This is a genomic window from Actinacidiphila paucisporea (assembly GCF_900142575.1).
Classification (GTDB): Bacteria; Actinomycetota; Actinomycetes; order Streptomycetales; family Streptomycetaceae; genus Actinacidiphila; species Actinacidiphila paucisporea.
Window position 1 is genome coordinate 226862 of the sequence record NZ_FRBI01000009.1, and the last position, 19196, is coordinate 246057.

The window sequence follows — 19196 nt, forward strand, 5'->3', positions numbered from 1 at the left end:
TGTGGTGCTCATGAGGACGTATCGGTTAGCGCGCTGGTTTCGCATGACCGCCGCGGCGGTCGCCGTGGTCGGCGCCGTGGCGGCCTGCAGCGGAGACCCGGTGTCGGCGCCCCCCGTCGACACGTCCCCGGGCGCGCACGGCGGCGCCGAGCCGCAGGTGAAGTTCCAGGACCCGCCGCAGGCCTTCGCGCCCGACCACGCCTCGGTCCTCCAGGGGAACTGGTTCTCGTCGGTGCGCAACCAGGATATCGACGAGGTCATGACGGTCGGCGACGGACGCGCGTACGCGTACGACACCAAGCTCGTCGGCGTCACCGGCCTGCGGCTGGCGGACGGCGGAACCGCCTGGCGTACTCGGGTCCCCGACGCCGACACACTGGTGAGCGCGCCGCGCTTCGGCGGCGGGATCGTGGCCGGCGCCTTCCGCACCGACATCGCGGGGACCGGCACCGCCGAGGACCGGGCCGCGAACGTCGTCGTCGGCTTCGACGCGGTGAGCGGGAAGACGCTGTGGACGCAGGACATCGGCGGCGCCGAGAACGACGACAGCGACATGCTGCTCGCCCAGGACGACCCGGTGCCCGAGATCATCGATATGGACGCCGAGCACGTCCTGGTCACCGTCGCCTCGCAGGGCTACTCGGAGACGCCGCCGATGTCCGTGCTCCTCGACACCCGTACTGGCAAGGTGCTGTGGACCGACAACGACCTGAAGGCCGCCGACCTGGACGGATCCGCGGTCGACGGGGCCCGTGACGACGGCGACTTCGCGGGGCTGTCCGTATCCGACGGGCACGAGCTGTGGAAGCGCAATCTCGGCCTCGGCCATCCGCTGATCGCGGACGCGGGACCGGGGCTGACGCTGGCCATGGGCACGGAGCACGACCTGCTGATCGACCCGGCCACCGGCAAGGCGGTCTTTGACTCCGGTGACACCTCGCTGCGGGGCTGCGACTACGACGGCAGGGACACCACCGTCTGCTTCGGCACCGGCTCCGACGTCACCGGACTGGCCTGGGCCTTCGACGTCCACACCCACCAGGTGCTGTGGCAGCTGCCGGACGCGGCCGCGCACCGCGAGGCGCCGGGCGTGACGGCGGCCTGGCACGGCGTGGTCTACGGCGTCGGGCACGACCCGATGACGCTCGACGCCAGGACCGGCAAGGACCTACGCGCCACCACGGGCCTGGACGACTCGCCCTTCCTGGTCACCGCGGGCTACGGCCTGGTCTACGACGACCTGTCGCACTCGGTCACCGTCTACCAGGCAGCCGGGGGATGAACGGCGCGTCTCGCGCGTGCGTTGCCACAGTCCGCCGATACCCACCTCCTCCTACCGCGACTCGCTGACCGGTGCCGGCTGGGAAGGCCATGACGTCGGCACCTACCGGGACCTGACGCGAATCGCTCCAGGCGCTGACCGGCATGCTCGGCAGACGGCAGGAGCTCCCGGTGCACTCCTCAACGACCCGCTCCTGCGACACAGCGGACTTCGACGAGACCCCGACCTGCCCCGCGAGTACGACGCGGACGGGAGGCTCCAGGCCTGGCCCCGCCGACCTCCACCGGGCCAGGCTGGTGCTGCGGCAAGCCCATAACGGAGAGCTCTTGGCTCACGAATGTCTGAGAGGTCGGCCCCTGCCGGCGGCCTGAGGACATGAAAGCAGAGGCATGCGTTGCCGGGCGGGTCCAGTCTCAGGCCGTCTGCACCGCACCGATCGAGAGCGCGGCAGTTGAACACTTCGGAGAGTTCCAGGACACGTGGGGAAGAAGTACCCGGCGTCATCAGTTCGTGGGAGAACGGCCGGGCGGAGTTTGGCTACTTCCTGGCCTGCCCCCGACGTCGAGATCGGCACGGTCATCGGCTCGATGGACGCCATCGAGTCCGTCAGCGCGTGGATGATCAAGGCCGTCCGGGCCCGCGGGCACTTTCCCGCAGCGCTTTCGAGGGCCGGCTGGCCCCCACCACCTGAACCTCAACAACCAGACTGAGCCATTGAGTTGGCACTCCCGAACAACCGGAACGACCTGCTGGGACGGCTGGACGTCACTTGCGGTTGCCCGGGTGGGTGCCGCGCGTGTTGCTGAGGGTGCCTGCCTCGGCGTGAGAGTTCTTGTGTTCCTTGCCGGCCTTCTCGTGCCGGGAGCTCTTGTGGGAGCTGACGTTGGCGCAAACGTTGCCGAAGGAGGGATTGAGGATGCCGAGCAGGTTGATCGAGTTGCCGCAGGCGTTGACCGGAACGTCGATCGGGATCTGGACGACGTTGCCGGACAGAACGCCGGGTGAGCCGAACGCGGCTCCGGTGGCGTTGGAGCTGGCGGCGGCGGCACCGCCGGCAGCCAGCAGGATTCCTGCGGCCAGCGCTGTCAGCGTGGCACCCCTGCAGATTGCTTTCATCGTTTCTCCAGAGTCGTGGGATCCGTCGGCGGTGTCCGTAACTGCCGACCGTCATGCGAGCTTCGCTGCCGCGACCTATGAAATTCGGTTCAACCCGCGGACGTCACCCGTCCGGCTGAGAATCCGACCCCGATGGGCGCCGGCGGCGGGTGTGGCTGCGGCGATCTGTCCCGACGGTGCTGCGGGGAGCAGGCGGCCTGTGGTCACTGTCCCGCGTAGGTGTGCGGGGCGTACGCACCCGCCGACGTGAGGACTGCCGCGTCGTTCACGACATCACCCCCAGGCAGGCCCGCAGCCGGATCAGTACGTCGTGCAGCCGGGGCCTGATCGTGTTCTGCGGAACCGGCAGGGGGCGGGCAACCTCGTCGCAGCCCAGCCCGTCGTAGATCGAAGAGGCGCTCGGCCCCCCGCGGGGCAGCTCTGACCTCACGGTCGAAGGGGAGCACAGGCATCCCGTCGCCCTCGGCGAACAGCACGACGGGAACACGCGCCGGGCGAACGCAGCGCCCCCGGCGAGCCATGCGCTCTCGCCAGGCTTCGGGAGATTCCTGCCCGCGGCGCCTCGCCCGCTGTCATGACGCGCCGCCCGGTGGCGGTGCGGGCCGTTTGGCGGTGTCTCCCGCCGGCGGGCGGGGCGGGCGCCGGAGCCGCTGGAGCAGGCCGCGCAGTGCCAGGTGGGCGGCGGACGCGGCGAAGAGGGCCGCGGTGATCAGCAGCCAGTGTGTGAGGAAGACGTCTTCGCTCAGCGCGGTGTCTCCCCGGTAGGGCTGGGAGCGGCGGAGGATCAGGGGATACCAGACGAGCAGCAGCAGGCCGGAGAGGTACACCGGTACACGCAGGTGGTTGAGGTAAGGCGTCGTGCCGGTGTGGCCGCGGCCGAGTGTCCGCCGGGCGGTGAGGTCGGCTGTCGAGTACAGGGGGACCAGTACCAGGTCGTGTACGAGAGCGGCGCCCACGAACCATGCGGCCACGGCAAGGGTGCGACCGGCCAGGAGCTGGAGGGCGGCGTAGGCCGCGAGTGCGAGGCAGCCCGCCATCGCGAGGAGATGGACGGGGCGGGCTCCGTAGGAGCGCAGGAGACGCCGGTGCAGGCGGTTCATCGGCTCACTTCCTGAAGGTGAGGTCGCTGACCCACTTGGTGTTGTTGACGCCGGGGCAGGCGGGGACGATCACCCGTGCGGGGAAGCCGTGGTCGGCTGACAGGTCGGCGCCGTTGACGTGCAGCGCGAGCAGTGACAGGGGGTTGCGGATCTGGTTGGCGGCCAGCAGCACCGTGCTGAAGGCGCCTCCGCGCTGGACGGACTGCACCTCGACGCTGGCCGCGTGGGGCATGCCTGCGAGGGCCGCCAGGTCAGCGAGGCGCAGACCGGACCACTGCTGGTCGTCGGCGGACCATCCCTCGACGCACGCGATCGGCAGTGCCGCCTGGTGCTGGGGCATGGCCAGGAGTTCTGCCCGGGTGAAGGTGCGGGTGCCGGCGGGTCCGTGGACGCGCAGCCGCCATGCCGGTCCGATGTCGGCGGCGGTGACGCCGACCTGCGCGGCGGTCTTGTTGACGGGGAAGCCGCTGGGTCCTCTGCCGGGGTTGCGTCCGTGCGGGGCCAGCAGTGCCGTCCTGCGCGATGCGCCGCCGATGCTCTGCCCCGCGGTGACGGCCATGAGAACGAGTGCCCCGGCTCCGGTCAGGGCCAGCGCGCCGCGCCGGCTCATGGTGGGGCGGGAGGGCGTGGAGGTGACGAGGCCGCTGCTGTCCGGTGGTTCGGGCTCGGTGCGGGCCGTGTCGGTCCGCAGCACCGTGATCAGGCGGATGGCGCGCAGCGCCCGCCACATGATGCCGAGCCGCAGTGCCACGTGGGCGGCGAAGGCCGCGATGAAGACCCAGGCACCGTAGAAGTGCAGTGTGTAGAAGGAGCCCGGGAAGATGTAGTGCAGCTGGATGTTCAGGATGCCGGTGGCGAACTCGAAGAGCGCACCGCCGACCAGCAGCAGCAAAGACACCCGCTCGATCGCCTGAGCCGGTGTGCGGGTGGGCGGCCAGGTGAAGAGTTTCGGGACCACCGACCACAGCTTGGCCAGCAGGACCGGGACGAGGACGACGCCGAGCGTCACGTGCACGCCTTGGTTGAGCCGGTAGAGCCAGTAGGGATGGGTCGGCCAGGTGAAGAGGTAGAAGCCGAGGATTCCCTTGCCCGGTGTCTGGTCGTTGACCGGGCCGAGGCGGGGGTTGTAGGCGGCGTACGAGAACAGGCCGGTCAGGAACTCGATGGTGATCCCGGCCAGCAGCACCAGCCCGAACACCGAGGTGAGCCACGGACCGCGGATCGGGCTGCGCCAGAAGCCGGTTCTGAAGGGTCCTGGCGGTGCGGTGCGGAAAAGCGCCGCAGTGCGCTGTCCCGGCGATCCCGGCGATCCCGGCGATCCCGGCGGTCGCCGGGGCGGGCCGGCACGGGTACTGCCGGTAGGGCGGTCGGCCGGTCCGTCCTGCTCGTCGTGGGCCATGGTGAATCCTCTCGCTCGTGAGTCGCGGGCCCGGCACCGTGCGTACGCTGCCCGCCGCGAGGTCTCACCAGTTGGTGAACAGCAAGTGGTTGACCAGAAGCGCGGCGGCCGCCTGGAGGAACAGCCAGCGGCGGTGGTCAACCGTCGGGAGGAGGGCGGAGGCGGGAAGCAGCCACGCGACGAACGGCAGCCAGATCCGCTCCGTCTCCGCCTTGCTCATCCCGGACAGGTCGGCGACGAGCATCATGGCAAGTGCCGCCGCGGCCAGTACGGCGACCGCCTGGGGACCGGTGGGCACGCCGGTCCGCAGCCTTTTCACACCCGCGGGCGCTGCACTGAGCGCGCGGCGTGCCGCAGCCACGCCGGCAAGTCCTGCGCTGAAGACACCACAGGCGAGGTCAGCCCAGACCCAGTAACCGTACGGGCGTACCCCGCCGATGCCCTGGTAGTAGCGCTGGACCAGCAGGGGGTAGGCCTGCCACCAGCAGAATCCGGACAGGGTGAAGGCGGTCGTCACCGCGCCGGCCCCGAGCAGGGCGGCGGGCAGCGGCCGTGCGGTGCGGGCCAGAGCGAGGACGGCGAGGGCGGCCACGGCGACCAGTACCAGGCCGTACGAGAGGTAGACGGCCAGTCCGAGGAGCACTCCGGCGCCCAGCGCCACGGCTCTGGGCGCACGGACCGCCCGGGTCGCCGCGAGCGCCAGGAGGGCCAGTCCCCAGGCGACGACCGCGGTGAAGTACCCGTCGGCGGAGGCACCGATCCAGACGGCGGCCGGAGACAGCGCCACGAACGGAGCGGCTCGCCGCGCCGTCGATTCGTCGCCCAGCACCCGGACGGCCAGCAGGACGGCGATCGCCGTGGATCCGCCGGCGCTGATGCACCACGCCGATGCCCATGCGCCGCCGCCGAGGCCGATCCGGTCCAGGGCGACGAAGGTCAGGACCGCCCCGGGCGGGTGGCCGGCGACATGGGTCGTCCACGGCTGGGGTTGGGTGCTCAGGATGTGCTGGGTGAAGCCCCGCAGGGCGGCGTGTACGTGCGCGAAGCGGTCGATCTGCGACAGGTACTCGAAGCTGGTCGTCAGCCTGCCCGCGACGCCGGGCTCCCACCCGTCGACCAATGCCAGTGACCAGGTCCATGCCATCGCCACCGCCCAGGTGACGAAGAGGAGTGGTCGCCACGCCAGACGTCGGGCGCACTGCGGACCGTAACTGGCACAGGCTGCCGCGACGACCGCGGCGGCGGGGGTGCCGGGCCCCCAGTGCGGGCGCCAGAACGCCTGCAGGGGCGGCCACGGCACGTGCAGTGTCCCGTCCGCGTGCTCGATCGCCGCGCCGACCACGCAGGCAGCGGCGACGAGCAGGACGCCCACCGCGGCCGCGAACGCGTCGGCCCGGCGCCCTAGGCGTACGGAAGGTGTGCCGCTTTCACCCGGGGCGGAGCCGGGCTCGCCATGCGGGAGCGGCTGCTCCGGAGCGGGTGACCGCCTCTCGGCGGCGCGGCGTTCCGGCAACGGGTCCCGGTGACCGTGGGCGGTTCCGGTGTGCTGAGGCCGTGTCATCGCTGCACGCCCTTGCGGAGGGCGAGGAAGTGCCGGCCGCCGCGTTCCCAGCGCTGGACGGTGGTCAGCCGGGCGCTCTCGGCCATCGCCCTCACCGCACGGCCGCCGGCACGCGCCCAGTCGAACGCCGGTCCCGACGTGCCCTCGCCGTCCTCGAAGCAGGCGGTGAACCGCTCCTGCACCTCCTCGGCCTCGACCTCGACGAGCACTTCGCCCAGCGAACCGAGCAACCGTTCGCACCGGTCCAGCAGCCGTTTCGGATCGCCCGCGATGCCATGTTGCCGTCGGCGAGCAGGACGGTGCGCCAGCGACCCTCGGCCGGAAGCGGATCGAAGACCGAGCGGCGCAGGGCGGCGCCGCCGTCCGCGAGGATCCGGGCGACCGCATGCTGGGCGACGTCGAGGCCGAGAACCACAACGCCCCTTCGCGCCAGGGCCGATGTCAGCCGACCGGGTCCGCATCCCACGTCGAGCGTCAGGTCGCCGCAGCGCTCCAGCAAGGTCTCGTCGGCCGGGTCGGGGACAGCACACCACCGTTCGACAGCCACGGGGAGCCGCTCCCCGCCGCTCCTGCGTACGTACAGGGGTCCGCCGCCCTTCGGCACGGCCAGGGCGTACGGGTCGTTCGCGACCGTTCTGTGGGGTGTTGCCGTCGCGACGCGGCCACTCATCCGGCGTGCCCGTGCCCGTGCCCGTGCACCGGGGACACCGTGGCCGGAGACATGCCGATGAGCGTGAGCCGGCCGAAGCGCCCGTACGGTGCCAGGGCGGCAACTGCGGCGGCGTCCTGCGCGGTATCCACGTCGGTCAGCTCCGGCAGGTCGCACACCCGCAGCCCGGCCGCGACCAGCCGTCCCCGCTGGGCTTGCCCGGTACCCGGCTTGGACATGGGCACGCCGAGCACCAGCGACGGGTCGGGTGCGGCCAGGCCGAGCGCCCAGAAGCCGCCGTCGCTCGCCGGCCCGCACCACGCGTCGTGAGCGGGCGCGGCGCCGGCGCGCAAGGCGGGCGCCAGCAGATCCTGCGTCAGCTGAGGCGTGTCCATACCCACCAGGAGGGTGGGTCCCGTGCACGCGGCAAACGCGGCGGCGATCCGCACATCGAGTCCTCCCGGGACCTGCGCCACGACGTCGAAACCGGGCGGGACCCATGAACCTTCCTCGCCGTCCAACACAAGGACGCGCCGCACGGCGGGAGCGGCCGCGACCACCGCCAGGGTGTCGGCGAGCGCCGCCTCGGCGAGGGCGGCTGCCTGCTCCGGGCTGTACGGCGGGCTGAGCCGGGTCTTCACCCGGCCCGGGATCGGGGACTTCGCGATGACGACGACCGTGGAGCGGGGATACCTCATCGGACACGCTCCCGGCCCGCCGCGCCCAAACTGTTCAACAGCGTGGTCATGTCCCGGGCCGCCTCGAGACTGCCGCGCACCGTGCCGGTGATCTTGGAACGCCCTGTCCTGGGCCGGTAGTCGACGTCGGTCTCCCGTACCCGCCAGCCCGCCTCGGCCGCGCGCAGCACCGTCTCCAGCGGATATCCCGACCGGCGATCGCGTACGTCAAGCGCCAGCAGGCCGCTGCGCCGGGCCGCGCGCATCGGGCCGAGGTCGGCCAGGCGCAGGCCCGTCCTGCGCCGCACGCGGCGGGCCAGTTCGAGGTTGGCCAGCCGGGCGGGCGGCGGCCAGGCCCGCCAGCCGACCGGTCTGCGCCGTCCGAGCACGAGATCGGCCTCACCCGCGAGCAGCGGGGCGACCACCCGGGGAAGCTGGCGCGGGTCGAGCGTGGCGTCGCAGTCGCAGAAGCACACCACGTCGGCGGTCGCCGCCGTCAGCCCGGCGTGACAGGCCGCGCCGAACCCGCGCACCGGCTCGTGGACGACGGTCGCGCCCAGCCCGCGTGCCATCTCCGCCGAGCCGTCGCTCGAACCGTTGTCGACAACGAGTGCGCGGAAGCCGGTGGGCAGCCGCCCGAGCATCCAGGGCAGCGCACCCACCTCGTCGAGACACGGCAGAACCACGTCGACGGACACACCGGCTCCGGTGCCCGCGACCGGTCCCGGAAAAGCATCAGTCATGTATTCACCAAGGATCAGAGGATGCTGTGGCGACGCTCGACGTCGCTGTGGCCGTGCCGCGGCCGGCGTGTGGGGGTGGCGTGCGGCATTCCCCGCCGCGTCGCGCCATCTACCGGCGCAGAGGCAGCGCGGCGAACTCCGCTATCCCGGCCTCGAAGGGGATCGCGGCCTGCCACCCCAGCTCGGTGTGAGCCCGCCGGGAGCAGGCGGTGACATGGCGGACGTCGCCCAGCCGGAAGTCGCCGGTGACGACGGGGGAGGGACCGCCGTGAGCGGCGGCCAGCGCATCGGCCATCTCGCCGATGGTGTGCGGGACCCCGCTTCCGACGTTGAAAGTCCGCACGGACGCGGCGGGAGCCCCTACGGTCCACTCCACGGCGGCAGCGTTCGCGGCGGCGACATCCCGAACGTGGACGAAGTCACGCCGCTGCCCGCCGTCCTCGAATACCCGCGGCGCCTCGCCACGCTCCAGAGCCGACCTGAACAGCGAAGCGACGCCGGCGTAAGGGGTGTCCCGCGGCATCCGGGCTCCGTAGACGTTGTGGTAACGAAGCACAGCCGCCACCCCGCCGGTGACCCGCGACCACGACGCCGAGAGGTGCTCCTGCGCCAGTTTGGTCGCCGCGTAGACGTTGCGCGGGTCCGTGCGGGCGCTCTCGTCCACCAGCCCCGGCGCCAGGTCGGCGCCGCACCGCGGGCAGGGCGGCTCGAAGGAACCGCGGCGCAGGGCTGCGGGGTCGCGTGGCCGGGGAACGACCTCCCCATGCGTGGCGCACAGGTAGCGGCCCTCCCCGTACACGACCATCGAGCTCGCCAGCACCAACCGCGCGGTCCCGGTCCGCCCCATCGCCGCGAGCAGCACGGCCGTACCGACGTCATTGCACCCGGCGTACATGGGCGCATCGTCAAGATTCGTCCCCAGCCCCACCATCGCCGCCTGATGGCACACCACGTCCACATCGGCCAGCGCCGCCTCCACCGCCACAGGATCGCGCACGTCCCCGTGAACGAAGTGGACCCCCGCCGGCAGGTCGGGAACACGGCCCGCCGGATGAGCACTCGGCAACAACGCGTCGATCACGCGCACCGCAGCACCGGAGGCCGTGAGTGCCTCGACAACATGGGATCCGATGAAACCCGCCCCACCGGTGACAAGTACCCGCATATCGACGAGGTTAGAAGGGAAGGCCTCCGGGGGACACCGACACGCCGCCACCGGTAGCCGGCTTCATCACGTACACGCAGGGGCGCAGCCGGCTCGGGGATTCTGCGTCCGTCCATGCCTGCTCGCAGGTCAGCGCGCCCGCATTCCGGGGTTGCGGCGCCAGATGTCGGCGTTCAGGGCGGTGGCGAAGGTGCACCAACTTGCGTACGGAACGAGAGCCGCCGCGGCAGCGTTGTCTTGGGCCGCGGTGCGGCGGACCAGGTCCCAGCAGGACAGGCTCAGGGCAGTGGTGACGGCCAGGCCCGCGACAGGGGTGCGGGCCTTGAAGAAGGCCCAGCCGAAGGCTGAATTCAGTACCAGATTACCGGCGAGCGCCGCGGCCAGCCTCGTACTGGCCTTCTTCTCGGCGTGAAGCAGGCTGTGGCTGCCCGCCCAGGCGATGCCTGCGTACAAAGGAGTCCATACGACCGGGAACGCCCACCCGGGTGGCTGCCACGAGGGCTTGTCGAGGGATGAATACCAGGCGTCAGCCGGGTCGATGGGCCGCGAGCCCACGACGGCGGCTGCGGCGACAGTGCTGGCCACGGCCCCGTAGATACCAGCCGCCCGCCAGCCCCCCACCCCGGCCTTCTGCCTTCCCAGCCCAGAACTCGTCGCTCGCATGCAGACGATCCTGCCCGCACCCTGGGCACTCAACCAGTGCGGTCGCCCGTTCGGCACCATTCGGAGCGCCCGAGAGCTGCGGCGAATGCTTCGCTGACACAGTCACGTGGCGCCGACGGAAAGGTTCATCATGATCGTCAAGGCACTTCACGATTCGGGCGTGCGCAGCGAGCAGGCGGGAGATGACCGCCGGTTCGGATGACGTCGATGATGGCTCTCACTGCGGTGTCCAGGGCCACCGGTTGGGGCAGGGCGGGAGGCCGGCCGGTGAGTGCGCGGTCCGCGAAGCCGGTGTCGATATGGGGTGGCCGCAGATCGTGGATGGTCACTCGGCGGCGCCGCTGTTCGCGTGCGACCGCGGTGAGCCACGCGCTCAACGCGGCTTTCGCGGCGCTGTAGTCAGCCATGCCCGCCTGGGGGCGCTCGGCGACGAGCCCCGTGACCGCAGCTGCCGCGCCTCCTGGCCCGAGCAGGTTCAGGGCTCCGCGAATGACGGCCATCGGGGCGAGCGCGTTCACTGTCACCAGGTGTTCGGCCGCGGCCTCGGTCAGCTCCTCGGCAGGGCCGAAGGCCGCCACGCCGACCGCGGTGAGGACCAGGTCGATGCCCGTGAGGTGTTCGGCGGCCCAGGCCGGCAGCCTGCGACACGCATCGAGGTCGTAGGCGTCCAAGGTCCGAGTCGGACAGTCTTCGCAGTCCGCCGCGACCTCGTCCAGTCGCTCGCGGTGCCTCCCAGCCAAGGCGAGCGCCGCACCGCGTCCGCTCAACGCGCGGGCAAGCGCACCACCGATTTCCCCAGTGGCGCCGACAATCAGGACACGCGCCCCGTCCTTGACTGGGTCGAACGCCGACGGGTGCGCTGGGGTTCGGCGCCCAGGACGTCGTCGCCTATCCATCTGGCGGAGATGCCGAGGAGCGGACGGTCCCCGCCAACACCTCCACCGCCCAGGTGGTCGCCGACCACCAAGCAGAGGTGGCCCTCGCGACCTCACTGCCGGCGCCCGCCACGTCGGTCACCTCGACGTCGCGCGCGAGCTCATCGACGACTGGACCGGCGAGTGAGCCACCTGCGACTCCTGATCCATCGCGGGGCACCATCAGCCGACGACTGGCTTGGCGGTACCGACATCCTGGACAGCTGGTCGGCATCACGCCTTCAAGCTCAATCGTCTGGCGAGTAGCTAAACGCCTTGACGGTGTACGGCGGTGTGATGTTGCGCACGCGGAATTATCCCTTCCAGGGAGCAACTGTACGATCTCGCCAAGTTTGTTCCGATGGTGTGGAGGCCCCTCACCAGGGAGACGGCGAAAGCGTTGGCCTGACGTTCACAGGTTTCGGATAAGGTCCGCTGGTCGGCTCGCCTGACATACGGCGGCGGCCCCCTTTTTCTCTCGCGTTTGCCCGTCCATATGAGGTCTTCATGAAGCTCCGCCATGTCCTAGCATCGGCTGCTGCGACCGCCGTGATAGCGCCCGCCGCCCTTTTTGCGGCCGGTTCCGCCTCCGCGGCACCCGACACGGCGACGACGGGTCCGTCCGCGGGGGCCACCACCGAGGTGACGGACACGGCCACCCCGACGGCGTCGTCGACGACGTCGGCCCCCGCCACCCCGACGACATCCGCGCCGACGTCACCGTCCACGCCCACGTCCCCCGCGACCACCGCGCCGACGTCGGCCCCGGCGACCACCGAGCCCCCCAACGGGACCACGTGCGACTCCTCCGACGACGAGGTTCCGCGGGTCGACGACAAGCTGACCGCCGACATCACCGGCCTGCCCGCCCAGATCAAGGCCGGCAGCGGCTGGCACGGGTTCGACCTGTCCGTCGCGAACTCCTCCGGCACCGACTACCGCCGGGTCGACTTCGGCCTGTTCGCCACCCAGATCGACTCCGACACCTGGAACGTGGACACCAGCCACCTCAAGCTCGAGTTCCAGAACCCGGACACGGGCGCCTGGACCGCGGTCTCGCTGGCCGAAGACGACCCCGCCGCGGGCTACCTCGGCTACACCGAGGTCAAGCCGCACGATTCCTTCAAGCTGAAGGCCCGTATCCAGGTCGACGCCAAGGCCAAGGCCGGCGACGGGTTCGTGATCGGGATCGGCGTCTACGCCGACGACAACGGCAAGTGCGTGGAGGCCGGCGGCGACAACGGCGTGGCCGAGTTCGCGGTCGTGGCCGCCGACGGCTCGACCGGTGGCGGCTCGGGCACCGGCACGCAGTCCGGCGGCCAGAAGCCGCTGCCGGCCAAGCCCGCCGGTGACACCCACCTGAACCCGTCCGGCGGCGACCTGGCCGAGACCGGCTCCTCGTCCGCCACGCCCACTATCGCCGCGGTCGGCGGCGCCGTGGTGGTCCTCGGCGCGGGCAGCGTCTTCCTGCTCCGCCGCCGCAAGCCCGGAGCGGGCGGCACCACGACCGGCTGAAATGCCGACATGCCCGCGTGACGGGCACGGAAGGCGACTGACTGGTGGGGCGGCCCCTCAATGAGGAGGCCGCCCCATCGGCGTCCGCCGCCGGCCGAGAGGGACTTTCTCCAGGCGACGGACGTGGCGGGCGCGGCCAGCGGCTGCCGCTTCCCGGCTGACCGTTGATGCCCTCCACGACTCCGCTGAGTCCCCAACTGGGAGAGCGAGCGGATCCCCGCAGCCACCCACAGGTCTCTCAGTCGACCGGGGTCGTCCGGCGGCCCCTCGGGGAAGGACGCCGCAGCGAGGAGGCACCGGTACTCGGTGGGGCCGAATCCGAGGCTTTCGGTGAACCACCGCCAGAGGAGGTCCGGGTCGGTCAGCGGATCGCCGGGCCGGACGCCGAACAGGCTGATGGACGCGTCGTGAAGCAGGATGCGGCGTTTGGGGATCTGGGTGGGGAAGTTCAGGGCGCGACGTTCCTGGGCGGCCGCGAGGACCTCCAGAGCGTATGGGCCCACTCTTCGGCGTGTGCGTCCCGGGCAGAGCAGATCACCGAGAGAAAGGCGTTGCATTCGGCGATCTGCTCCGGCCACCGGTCGCGGTCCGCGCCGATGTCGGATGAGCGGACCAGTCGCCGGATCTCCGGGATTCCTGTTGCCGCGCATGATCGCCTCGCCGCGGGCGGGATAGGCGGCCGATCGGTGCTGTGTCCTGCAGGCGAGGCCTGGAGCGGCCCGCCACAACGGACCGTGCCAATCGGGGTCATCCGCTCCTTCGTACGTCGGCGAGCGGGCCGCCGGTCAGGTTGTGGCCGGCTCGTGGACGGCCGGGCCGTCGGCGGCCGGTCGCGGGTGCCATGTGGTCGCAGGCTCGTCTGGCGGCCAGGCCAGGCCGGGCTGAGCGCGGTGACGACGATGAGGCGCGCAGGCGTTCGGGCTCTTACCCCCGGCTTCTGGGAGCTGCAGGTGGTCGCCTTCCTGGCACAGCCGGGTGGCTCGCTCCAGCCACGGTGTGCCGACGGTGAAGCCGCGCTCCGGACTCCCGCGAGGCTATGTCAGCTCACCTCGGCGGATCCTCGCCCGCGAGACCGTCTACGTCATCACCGACCTGGCCAGCCGCCCGGCCACTCCCGAGCCCATCGCGAAGATCGTGAGATCACAGTGGGTGATCGAAAACCGGCTCCGCTTCGCACGAGACACCCCCTTTCGTGAGGACGCCTCCAAGGTCCGCACGGATACGGGCCGGAGAGCAAGGCCACCCTCCGCACCTTCGCTGTCAACCAGCTCGGCGCCGGCGGCCACACCACCATCGCCGCCGGACTCCGCGCGATGTCACTCCGCCCCTCCGAGCGGCCACTGACCCTCCTCGGACGCAGCTGACCAGCACCGATCCGAGATCATCGCACCTTGCAATCGCCCTGACCCTGGCCTCTGGTACAAGTGCAAAGACTGTCCTTGCGAACGGGGCGTCATCCCCGCGATCTCCTTACATTGGGCGCGTTCGATCTCCCCAGGAGCTCGAAGGCCATCGCTCCCGATCCCGAAGGAATCCGCATGCCTCGACTTCCCAGGCAGGAAAATCCCGGTGGAATCGTGTGCCTGCTTCCGGACGGGCGGGTCGAATTCCTCGATCCGGCCGCGCGGAGTCTTCTCGAACGGCACGACAATGGCGAATCCGTCGACGCCCGGGAGTTCGACGAGTTCGTCATCAACAGCCCGCTCGTGCCGCTGGAGCGTTTCCACCTCACGGCGCCGGCAATTGCCTTCATCGAGACGACGAACAGCTGCAACCTGCGGTGTCTGCACTGCTACGCGGACTCGGCCGTGCGGCGCACCGACGAGATGTCCACCGAGCGCATCCTCCGGCTCCTCGACGAGTTCGAGGAGATGGGCGTCATCCAGGTGTTCCTGACCGGCGGCGAGGTGTTCTCCCACCGGGACGCGGTGCAGATCATCCAGCACGCCAGGACGAAGTCCTTCAGCACGCAGATCTTCACCAACGGCATCCTGGCGACGGAGGACAAGCTCGCCGGCATCCCTCCGGGGCAGTCCTTCTTCGTCAGCTTCGACACCGCCGACCCGGTGCGGACGGTCCGCGGCAAGATGGATTTCCCGCTGCTGCGCACCACGTTCGACACCATGCACAAGTACGGGCACATCGTGCGGACCGCGATCTCCGTGCACCGCAACAACATCGAAGACGCGCTGGAGATCTTCGAGTGGTGTGCCGAGCACGGTTACCCCAGGCCGCAGTGGCTCGAGACGCACCCGACAGGGCGGGCCCTGCTGCACCCGCACATCCTGCTGACCCCCGCCGAGGTGGACCGGGTCTTCGACGTCTACCGCGCCTGCATGGAGCGGTACACCGACGCGCCGACGGAACAGGCCGCCCCAGACGGCGATCCGCTCGCGCCCCGGCAGTCGGAGACGATCTACGCGGTGGACACCGTCAAGTTCTGCCAGCGGCTCGAACAGGCCACCGGCCAGGAGAAGTGCGGCCGCACCATCACGTACGTCTCCAGCAACGGCGACGTCTATCCCTGCAGCAACTGCATGGCCGGCCACCGGTACGGCGCCGGGAACATCACCGAGCGGTCATTCGCCGAGATCTGGCGCAACGGGTTCGACGACATCCGCGACATCACCTTCGACGACTACGACGCCTGCCGCAGCTGCGATGTCGCGCAACTCGGCACCTGGTGTCAGTTCCGCTGCCCGCCGCTTTCGGCGAACCTGCACGGCGACGAGAAGGTGTGCGGTGCGACCGAATACCTCCAACAGTTCATGCTGCGGACCGAGATGTACTGGCGGGAACGCCGCCGCGACAACCTGACCCTCCGGCTGTCGCCTCCAATTCTGCCGGCGTCCCGCGCCGGTACGGGCCGGTAGGCGTAACCCGTCGCCCACCAGGCTAATTCCCATCGGATCCGTCGGCACCGGCATCGCCGGACCGTCGTCGGATCCAGGCTGCGAAGGAGAATTACATGAATTCCGAGAACGTGGTTCTGACCCGCGTCCACCTGGACACTGCGCCCGAGACGGTCGTCCTCAGCCTGGCCGGTGCGGCCAGCGCGGCCGCCCCCAAGCCGGCCGACGGCGAGGGCGCGGAGCACGTCGAGAACTGAACGACTGCCCGGTAGGGCGCTGAGGTGCGCCGGTGGCGGTGGCGCCGCCACCGGCGTCTCGCGTGCCTGCCTGTCATCACCCCTCAGGGGAGCCCACGCGGATTGACTAGGAGATCACTGTGGCAATGATGGCCCCGTCGACGGAACCCGTGGAATCCGCCCCGAGACGGCCGGGACTCGGCATCCGGACGATCCTGGCAGAGAACCCGCACCTGGCGATCGAGCGCGACAAGTACAACATCAACGTCACGGCCAACTACGGTGACGAGCTGGGCGGCCCCGAGACCGCCGGTGCCCTGGCCGCCCACGCGGGCGCCGGGCAGCCCACGCACCTGTACTTCCACGTACCGCTGTGCAGTTATATCTGCCATTTCTGCAACTACGTGAAGCGGCTGGCTCCGACGGGCGACAAGTTCGACGAGAACCTCGACCGCTGGACGGACCTGCTGCTCGACGAGTCGCGCCGCCAACTGGCCGCGCTGCCCTGGCTGCCCGAGGCCCGGATCGAATCCGTCTACTTCGGCGGCGGCACCGCCTCGCTGCTGCGCCCGCGGCACCTGCGCCGGCTGATGGACCACGTCAGGTCCTCCTTCGACGTCTCGCCGGACGCCGAGATATCCCTGGAGGGCAACCCGGACAACTTTCTCCACGACGAGATCGACCAGGCCGTCGCACTGGGCTACACCCGGTTCAGCGTCGGCGTGCAGTCCCTCCAGTCGGAGGTCAACAGCTTCGCCGGGCGCAAGCACGACCGTGAGATGTCGCTGCGCGCGGTGCGCACGCTGCGCGGCACGGGGCTGCCGTTCAACGTCGACATGATGTTCGGCCTGCCGCACCAGACCGTGCGGACGGTGGCCGACGACATCAGCACCCTCATCGCGCTCGAGACCCCGACCATCACCATCTACCGCCTGCGCAACGCCGACCGCGAGCAGATGGGCATCGGCAACCGCGCGGTGTGGAACGTCGGCACCGTACGCGACCGGATCAGCGACGCGGGTCTGTGGCCGAGCCACCACGAGACGTACGAGATGCGCGAGGCGATCGTCGAGCGGCTGCTGGACGCCGGCTACCACCCCAGCCCCTGCGGCTGGTGGAACCGGCCGGGCACCTACGGCGACGGCCACGACGCAAACATCCCCCGGGTCTCGCGGAACAAGTGGCAGCGCTTCGACACGATGGTCGCGGTCGGCCCCGGCGCCTACGGCTGGGCCACCGGGCAGTCCTCGGACGTCGTGCAGACCCACAACATCCAGGACATCGCCAAGTACACCGACTTCATGGCGAGGACCGCGACCGAGCTGCCACTGAGCCACGGTCGGCGCCTGACGGACGCCCAGTCGCTGGCCACCGCACTCGGCTTCAACTACAAGGCCAACCAGCTGATCTCCACCGAGCGGTACCGGGAGCGCTACGGCGTCGACCTGACGGCCGACGAGCCGCTGCGCTCGCTCTTCGCCGAGCTGACCGAACGCGGCTTCACCAGCCTCACGGAGGAGGGCTATCTGCCGACGCTCGACGGCGAGAGCCTGCACGAGGAGATCATCTCCACCTACTTCCACGAGCGCATCGGCGGCATCGTCGGTGAGAAGATCTGCCACCGATGACCCAACGGCCCCTGTGCTGCCTCCTGGTGCCCTCCGGACGGCTGGGTGATCCGTACGGCACGGACAACGCGCAGCACGACGGCACCCGCGACGACGCGCCGGGCGTGGGGCTGCCGGAGCCGCACCGGCCGACCCCGGCCCTCACGGGCGCGGGGGTGCCGGATGCGGAACTGACCGACGCGGACCGCGGGGAGCGGCATCTGTGGCGCGCGCTGGCCGCCGTCCTGCGCGCGCGGGACGTGGACACCGCGCACGTGACCTTTCCGTCACCCGGCGAGCACGGCCGGGCCGCGGACGCCCGGCAGATCGCCGCCAGGACCGCGCGAGTCTCGGCGGCGGTGCGTACCACCGCCCCCGACGTGGTGGTCGCCTTGTCGCTGGGCGCGCGTGCCACCGTCGACGCCTACGCGCAGGCGGGTTCGGACGTCCGCCCGGCCCACCTGGTGCTGATCGGCTTCGTCACCGAGGCCGACGAACCGGTGGGCGACCGCGTGCGCCGCGTGGATCTGCTCTACGGCGCCGGCGACCTGATCGCGTACGTCCCTGCCGGGCAGCACGCGGTGGACCCCCGGAAGGTGGAGGTGCTGGCGCCCGGCCGGTACGCGCCCGGGGTCGCCGGCCGGCTGTCCGCAGGGGGCGCCCCGGAGGTACGCACGCACATCCTCGACGGACTGGGCCACCGGCTGCAGCCGGTGGCGTCCCGCGAGTCACAGCCCGAGCCGCGACCACCGGGCCGCGGTCGGGAGGATCCGCAGGGGTTTTCGCCGGTTGCCGTCGAGGCGCTGGCGGGCATCATCCTCCCGTCCCCGTGACCCACCCCCGTGACCGGCCACCCGACCACCCGCGTCCGGGGCCCGGAAGATCTGACCCACCAAGGAGAAGAAGGAACGTGGCAGCAAACACCCCCAGCCGCTCGGCGGAGCGTTTTTCCACGATCGCCCGGAACTACGCCACCAGCGAGGTCCACCGCAGCAGCCCGACGATGCGGATGCTCCACGAGCTCCTCGGCCCGCAGGAGGGCGCCCGGATGCTCGACGTCGCCTGCGGCGCCGGCCACCTGGGCCTGTCCTTCCTGCCGCAGCACCCTGCGGAGGTGACCTTCCTCGACCCCGCCGAGCCGATGCTGGAGCACGTGGCGCTGGCCCTGGCCGAGCAGCCGGCGAGCGACACCGAGACGCGTACGCTGTGCGCCACCGCCGAGGAGATCCCGCTGCCCCCCGCGTCGTACGACGTGGTGATGACCCGTCTCGCCGCCCACCACTTCACCGACACCGAGCAGGCCGTCCGCACGATGGCCGGGCTGCTGCGGCCGGGCGGGCGGCTGGCCGTCATCGACCTCGAAGGACCGGAGGACCCCGAACTCGCCGCGTTCAACCACGAGATCGAGGTGCTGCACGACCCGACCCACGGCCGCAGCCACTCCCGCCTGGACTGGATCCGGATGCTCCAGGCCGCGGGTCTGAACGTGCCGGTGGCTCGCGGTACCCAGAGCGAGAGTCCGTCCGGCGTCCCCGTGGCCCGCTGGTGCCAGATCACCGCCGTCGGAGATGAGGCGGCCGCCCTGATCCGGGCACGGCTGGCGGAGTGCGGCCCCGAGACCCGGGCGGCGCTCGGTATCCGGGAGCGGGACGGCGAGTACCTGATCCCGGTCAGGACCGTGCTGGTCGTCGGGGTCAAGCCGCTGGGCGCGATCTGA

18 protein-coding genes and 1 pseudogene are annotated in these 19196 nt (G+C 70.9%); 7 read left to right on the plus strand and 12 right to left on the minus strand.

The window, feature by feature from the left end:
• Positions 1–43: 43 nt before the first annotated feature.
• Complete coding sequence (locus BUE44_RS16335; protein WP_073498839.1) at positions 44–1282, plus strand: PQQ-binding-like beta-propeller repeat protein; 1239 nt, start codon at positions 44–46, stop codon at positions 1280–1282.
• Positions 1283–2047: 765 nt separating this feature from the next.
• On the opposite strand, the gene BUE44_RS16340 is transcribed toward BUE44_RS16335, so the two are convergent.
• The 12 genes and pseudogenes from BUE44_RS16340 to BUE44_RS16390 all read right to left on the minus strand — a co-directional run bounded on the left by BUE44_RS16340 (position 2048) and on the right by BUE44_RS16390 (position 11251).
• Positions 2048–2398, minus strand: coding sequence for a chaplin (locus BUE44_RS16340; RefSeq protein WP_073498841.1), 351 nt, complete (start codon positions 2396–2398; stop codon positions 2048–2050).
• Between the two features lie 265 nt (positions 2399–2663).
• Positions 2664–2828, minus strand: a complete 165-nt coding sequence (locus BUE44_RS37495; RefSeq protein WP_159450264.1) for a sigma-70 family RNA polymerase sigma factor — start codon at positions 2826–2828, stop codon at positions 2664–2666.
• A gap of 142 nt (positions 2829–2970) precedes the next feature.
• Complete coding sequence (locus BUE44_RS35835) at positions 2971–3498, minus strand: hypothetical protein (RefSeq protein ID WP_079189795.1); 528 nt, start codon at positions 3496–3498, stop codon at positions 2971–2973.
• Between the two features lie 4 nt (positions 3499–3502).
• Positions 3503–4897, minus strand: coding sequence for a molybdopterin-dependent oxidoreductase (locus tag BUE44_RS16355; protein ID WP_079189796.1), 1395 nt, complete (start codon positions 4895–4897; stop codon positions 3503–3505).
• A 64-nt stretch (positions 4898–4961) separates the two neighbouring features.
• A complete protein-coding gene (locus tag BUE44_RS16360; protein WP_073498847.1) occupies positions 4962–6269 on the minus strand; it encodes a hypothetical protein in 1308 nt (435 codons plus the stop codon).
• A gap of 185 nt (positions 6270–6454) precedes the next feature.
• A complete protein-coding gene (locus BUE44_RS38520; RefSeq protein ID WP_235002190.1) occupies positions 6455–6688 on the minus strand; it encodes a hypothetical protein in 234 nt (77 codons plus the stop codon).
• Between the two features lie 188 nt (positions 6689–6876).
• A pseudogene (locus tag BUE44_RS39565) lies at positions 6877–7128 on the minus strand (SAM-dependent methyltransferase); the annotation flags it as partial.
• A complete protein-coding gene (locus BUE44_RS16370; RefSeq protein WP_073498849.1) occupies positions 7125–7805 on the minus strand; it encodes a TIGR04282 family arsenosugar biosynthesis glycosyltransferase in 681 nt (226 codons plus the stop codon). The gene BUE44_RS16370 and the pseudogene BUE44_RS39565, both read right to left, overlap by 4 nt.
• Complete coding sequence (locus tag BUE44_RS16375) at positions 7802–8527, minus strand: glycosyltransferase family 2 protein (protein WP_073498851.1); 726 nt, start codon at positions 8525–8527, stop codon at positions 7802–7804. The genes BUE44_RS16370 and BUE44_RS16375 overlap by 4 nt, the downstream gene beginning before the upstream one ends.
• Positions 8528–8636: 109 nt before the next feature.
• Complete coding sequence (locus BUE44_RS16380) at positions 8637–9692, minus strand: NAD-dependent epimerase/dehydratase family protein (RefSeq protein WP_073498853.1); 1056 nt, start codon at positions 9690–9692, stop codon at positions 8637–8639.
• Between the two features lie 129 nt (positions 9693–9821).
• Entirely contained in the window at positions 9822–10277 is a 456-nt protein-coding gene (locus BUE44_RS16385; RefSeq protein ID WP_235002191.1) for a TspO/MBR family protein, read from the minus strand.
• Positions 10278–10492: 215 nt separating this feature from the next.
• Positions 10493–11251 carry an SDR family NAD(P)-dependent oxidoreductase gene (locus BUE44_RS16390; RefSeq protein ID WP_079189797.1) on the minus strand — a complete coding sequence of 253 codons (759 nt, stop codon included), beginning with the start codon at positions 11249–11251 and terminating at the stop codon, positions 10493–10495.
• Between the two features lie 525 nt (positions 11252–11776).
• On the opposite strand from BUE44_RS16390, the gene BUE44_RS16395 reads away from it, so the two are divergent.
• From BUE44_RS16395 to BUE44_RS16420, 6 genes are all read left to right on the plus strand, one after another.
• Positions 11777–12784, plus strand: coding sequence for an LAETG motif-containing sortase-dependent surface protein (locus tag BUE44_RS16395; RefSeq protein ID WP_200804432.1), 1008 nt, complete (start codon positions 11777–11779; stop codon positions 12782–12784).
• A 1538-nt stretch (positions 12785–14322) separates the two neighbouring features.
• Positions 14323–15657: a radical SAM/SPASM domain-containing protein gene (locus BUE44_RS16405; protein ID WP_073498858.1), complete on the plus strand. Its 1335-nt coding sequence runs from the start codon at positions 14323–14325 to the stop codon at positions 15655–15657.
• A 95-nt stretch (positions 15658–15752) separates the two neighbouring features.
• Positions 15753–15893, plus strand: a complete 141-nt coding sequence (locus tag BUE44_RS37500) for a hypothetical protein (RefSeq protein WP_159450265.1) — start codon at positions 15753–15755, stop codon at positions 15891–15893.
• Between the two features lie 125 nt (positions 15894–16018).
• Complete coding sequence (locus BUE44_RS16410) at positions 16019–17500, plus strand: radical SAM protein (RefSeq protein ID WP_073498860.1); 1482 nt, start codon at positions 16019–16021, stop codon at positions 17498–17500.
• Positions 17497–18312, plus strand: a complete 816-nt coding sequence (locus BUE44_RS16415; protein WP_073498862.1) for a hypothetical protein — start codon at positions 17497–17499, stop codon at positions 18310–18312. The genes BUE44_RS16410 and BUE44_RS16415 overlap by 4 nt, the downstream gene beginning before the upstream one ends.
• 77 nt (positions 18313–18389) lie before the next feature.
• On the plus strand, positions 18390–19196 hold the full coding sequence (locus tag BUE44_RS16420; RefSeq protein ID WP_079189798.1) for a class I SAM-dependent methyltransferase: 807 nt from the start codon (positions 18390–18392) through the stop codon (positions 19194–19196).

Bases quoted from the DNA above. Each gene is read 5' to 3' on its own strand.
- BUE44_RS16335 (WP_073498839.1), top strand. From the start codon at position 44: ATGACCGCCGCGGCGGTCGCCGTGGTCGGCGCCGTGGCGGCCTGCAGC.
- BUE44_RS16340 (WP_073498841.1), bottom strand. From the start codon at position 2,398: ATGAAAGCAATCTGCAGGGGTGCCACGCTGACAGCGCTGGCCGCAGGA.
- BUE44_RS35835 (WP_079189795.1), bottom strand. From the start codon at position 3,498: ATGAACCGCCTGCACCGGCGTCTCCTGCGCTCCTACGGAGCCCGCCCC.
- BUE44_RS16355 (WP_079189796.1), bottom strand. From the start codon at position 4,897: ATGGCCCACGACGAGCAGGACGGACCGGCCGACCGCCCTACCGGCAGT.
- BUE44_RS16370 (WP_073498849.1), bottom strand. From the start codon at position 7,805: ATGAGGTATCCCCGCTCCACGGTCGTCGTCATCGCGAAGTCCCCGATC.
- BUE44_RS16375 (WP_073498851.1), bottom strand. From the start codon at position 8,527: ATGACTGATGCTTTTCCGGGACCGGTCGCGGGCACCGGAGCCGGTGTG.
- BUE44_RS16380 (WP_073498853.1), bottom strand. From the start codon at position 9,692: ATGCGGGTACTTGTCACCGGTGGGGCGGGTTTCATCGGATCCCATGTT.
- BUE44_RS16390 (WP_079189797.1), bottom strand. From the start codon at position 11,251: ATGGATAGGCGACGACGTCCTGGGCGCCGAACCCCAGCGCACCCGTCG.
- BUE44_RS16395 (WP_200804432.1), top strand. From the start codon at position 11,777: ATGAAGCTCCGCCATGTCCTAGCATCGGCTGCTGCGACCGCCGTGATA.
- BUE44_RS16405 (WP_073498858.1), top strand. From the start codon at position 14,323: ATGCCTCGACTTCCCAGGCAGGAAAATCCCGGTGGAATCGTGTGCCTG.
- BUE44_RS37500 (WP_159450265.1), top strand. From the start codon at position 15,753: ATGAATTCCGAGAACGTGGTTCTGACCCGCGTCCACCTGGACACTGCG.
- BUE44_RS16410 (WP_073498860.1), top strand. From the start codon at position 16,019: ATGATGGCCCCGTCGACGGAACCCGTGGAATCCGCCCCGAGACGGCCG.
- BUE44_RS16415 (WP_073498862.1), top strand. From the start codon at position 17,497: ATGACCCAACGGCCCCTGTGCTGCCTCCTGGTGCCCTCCGGACGGCTG.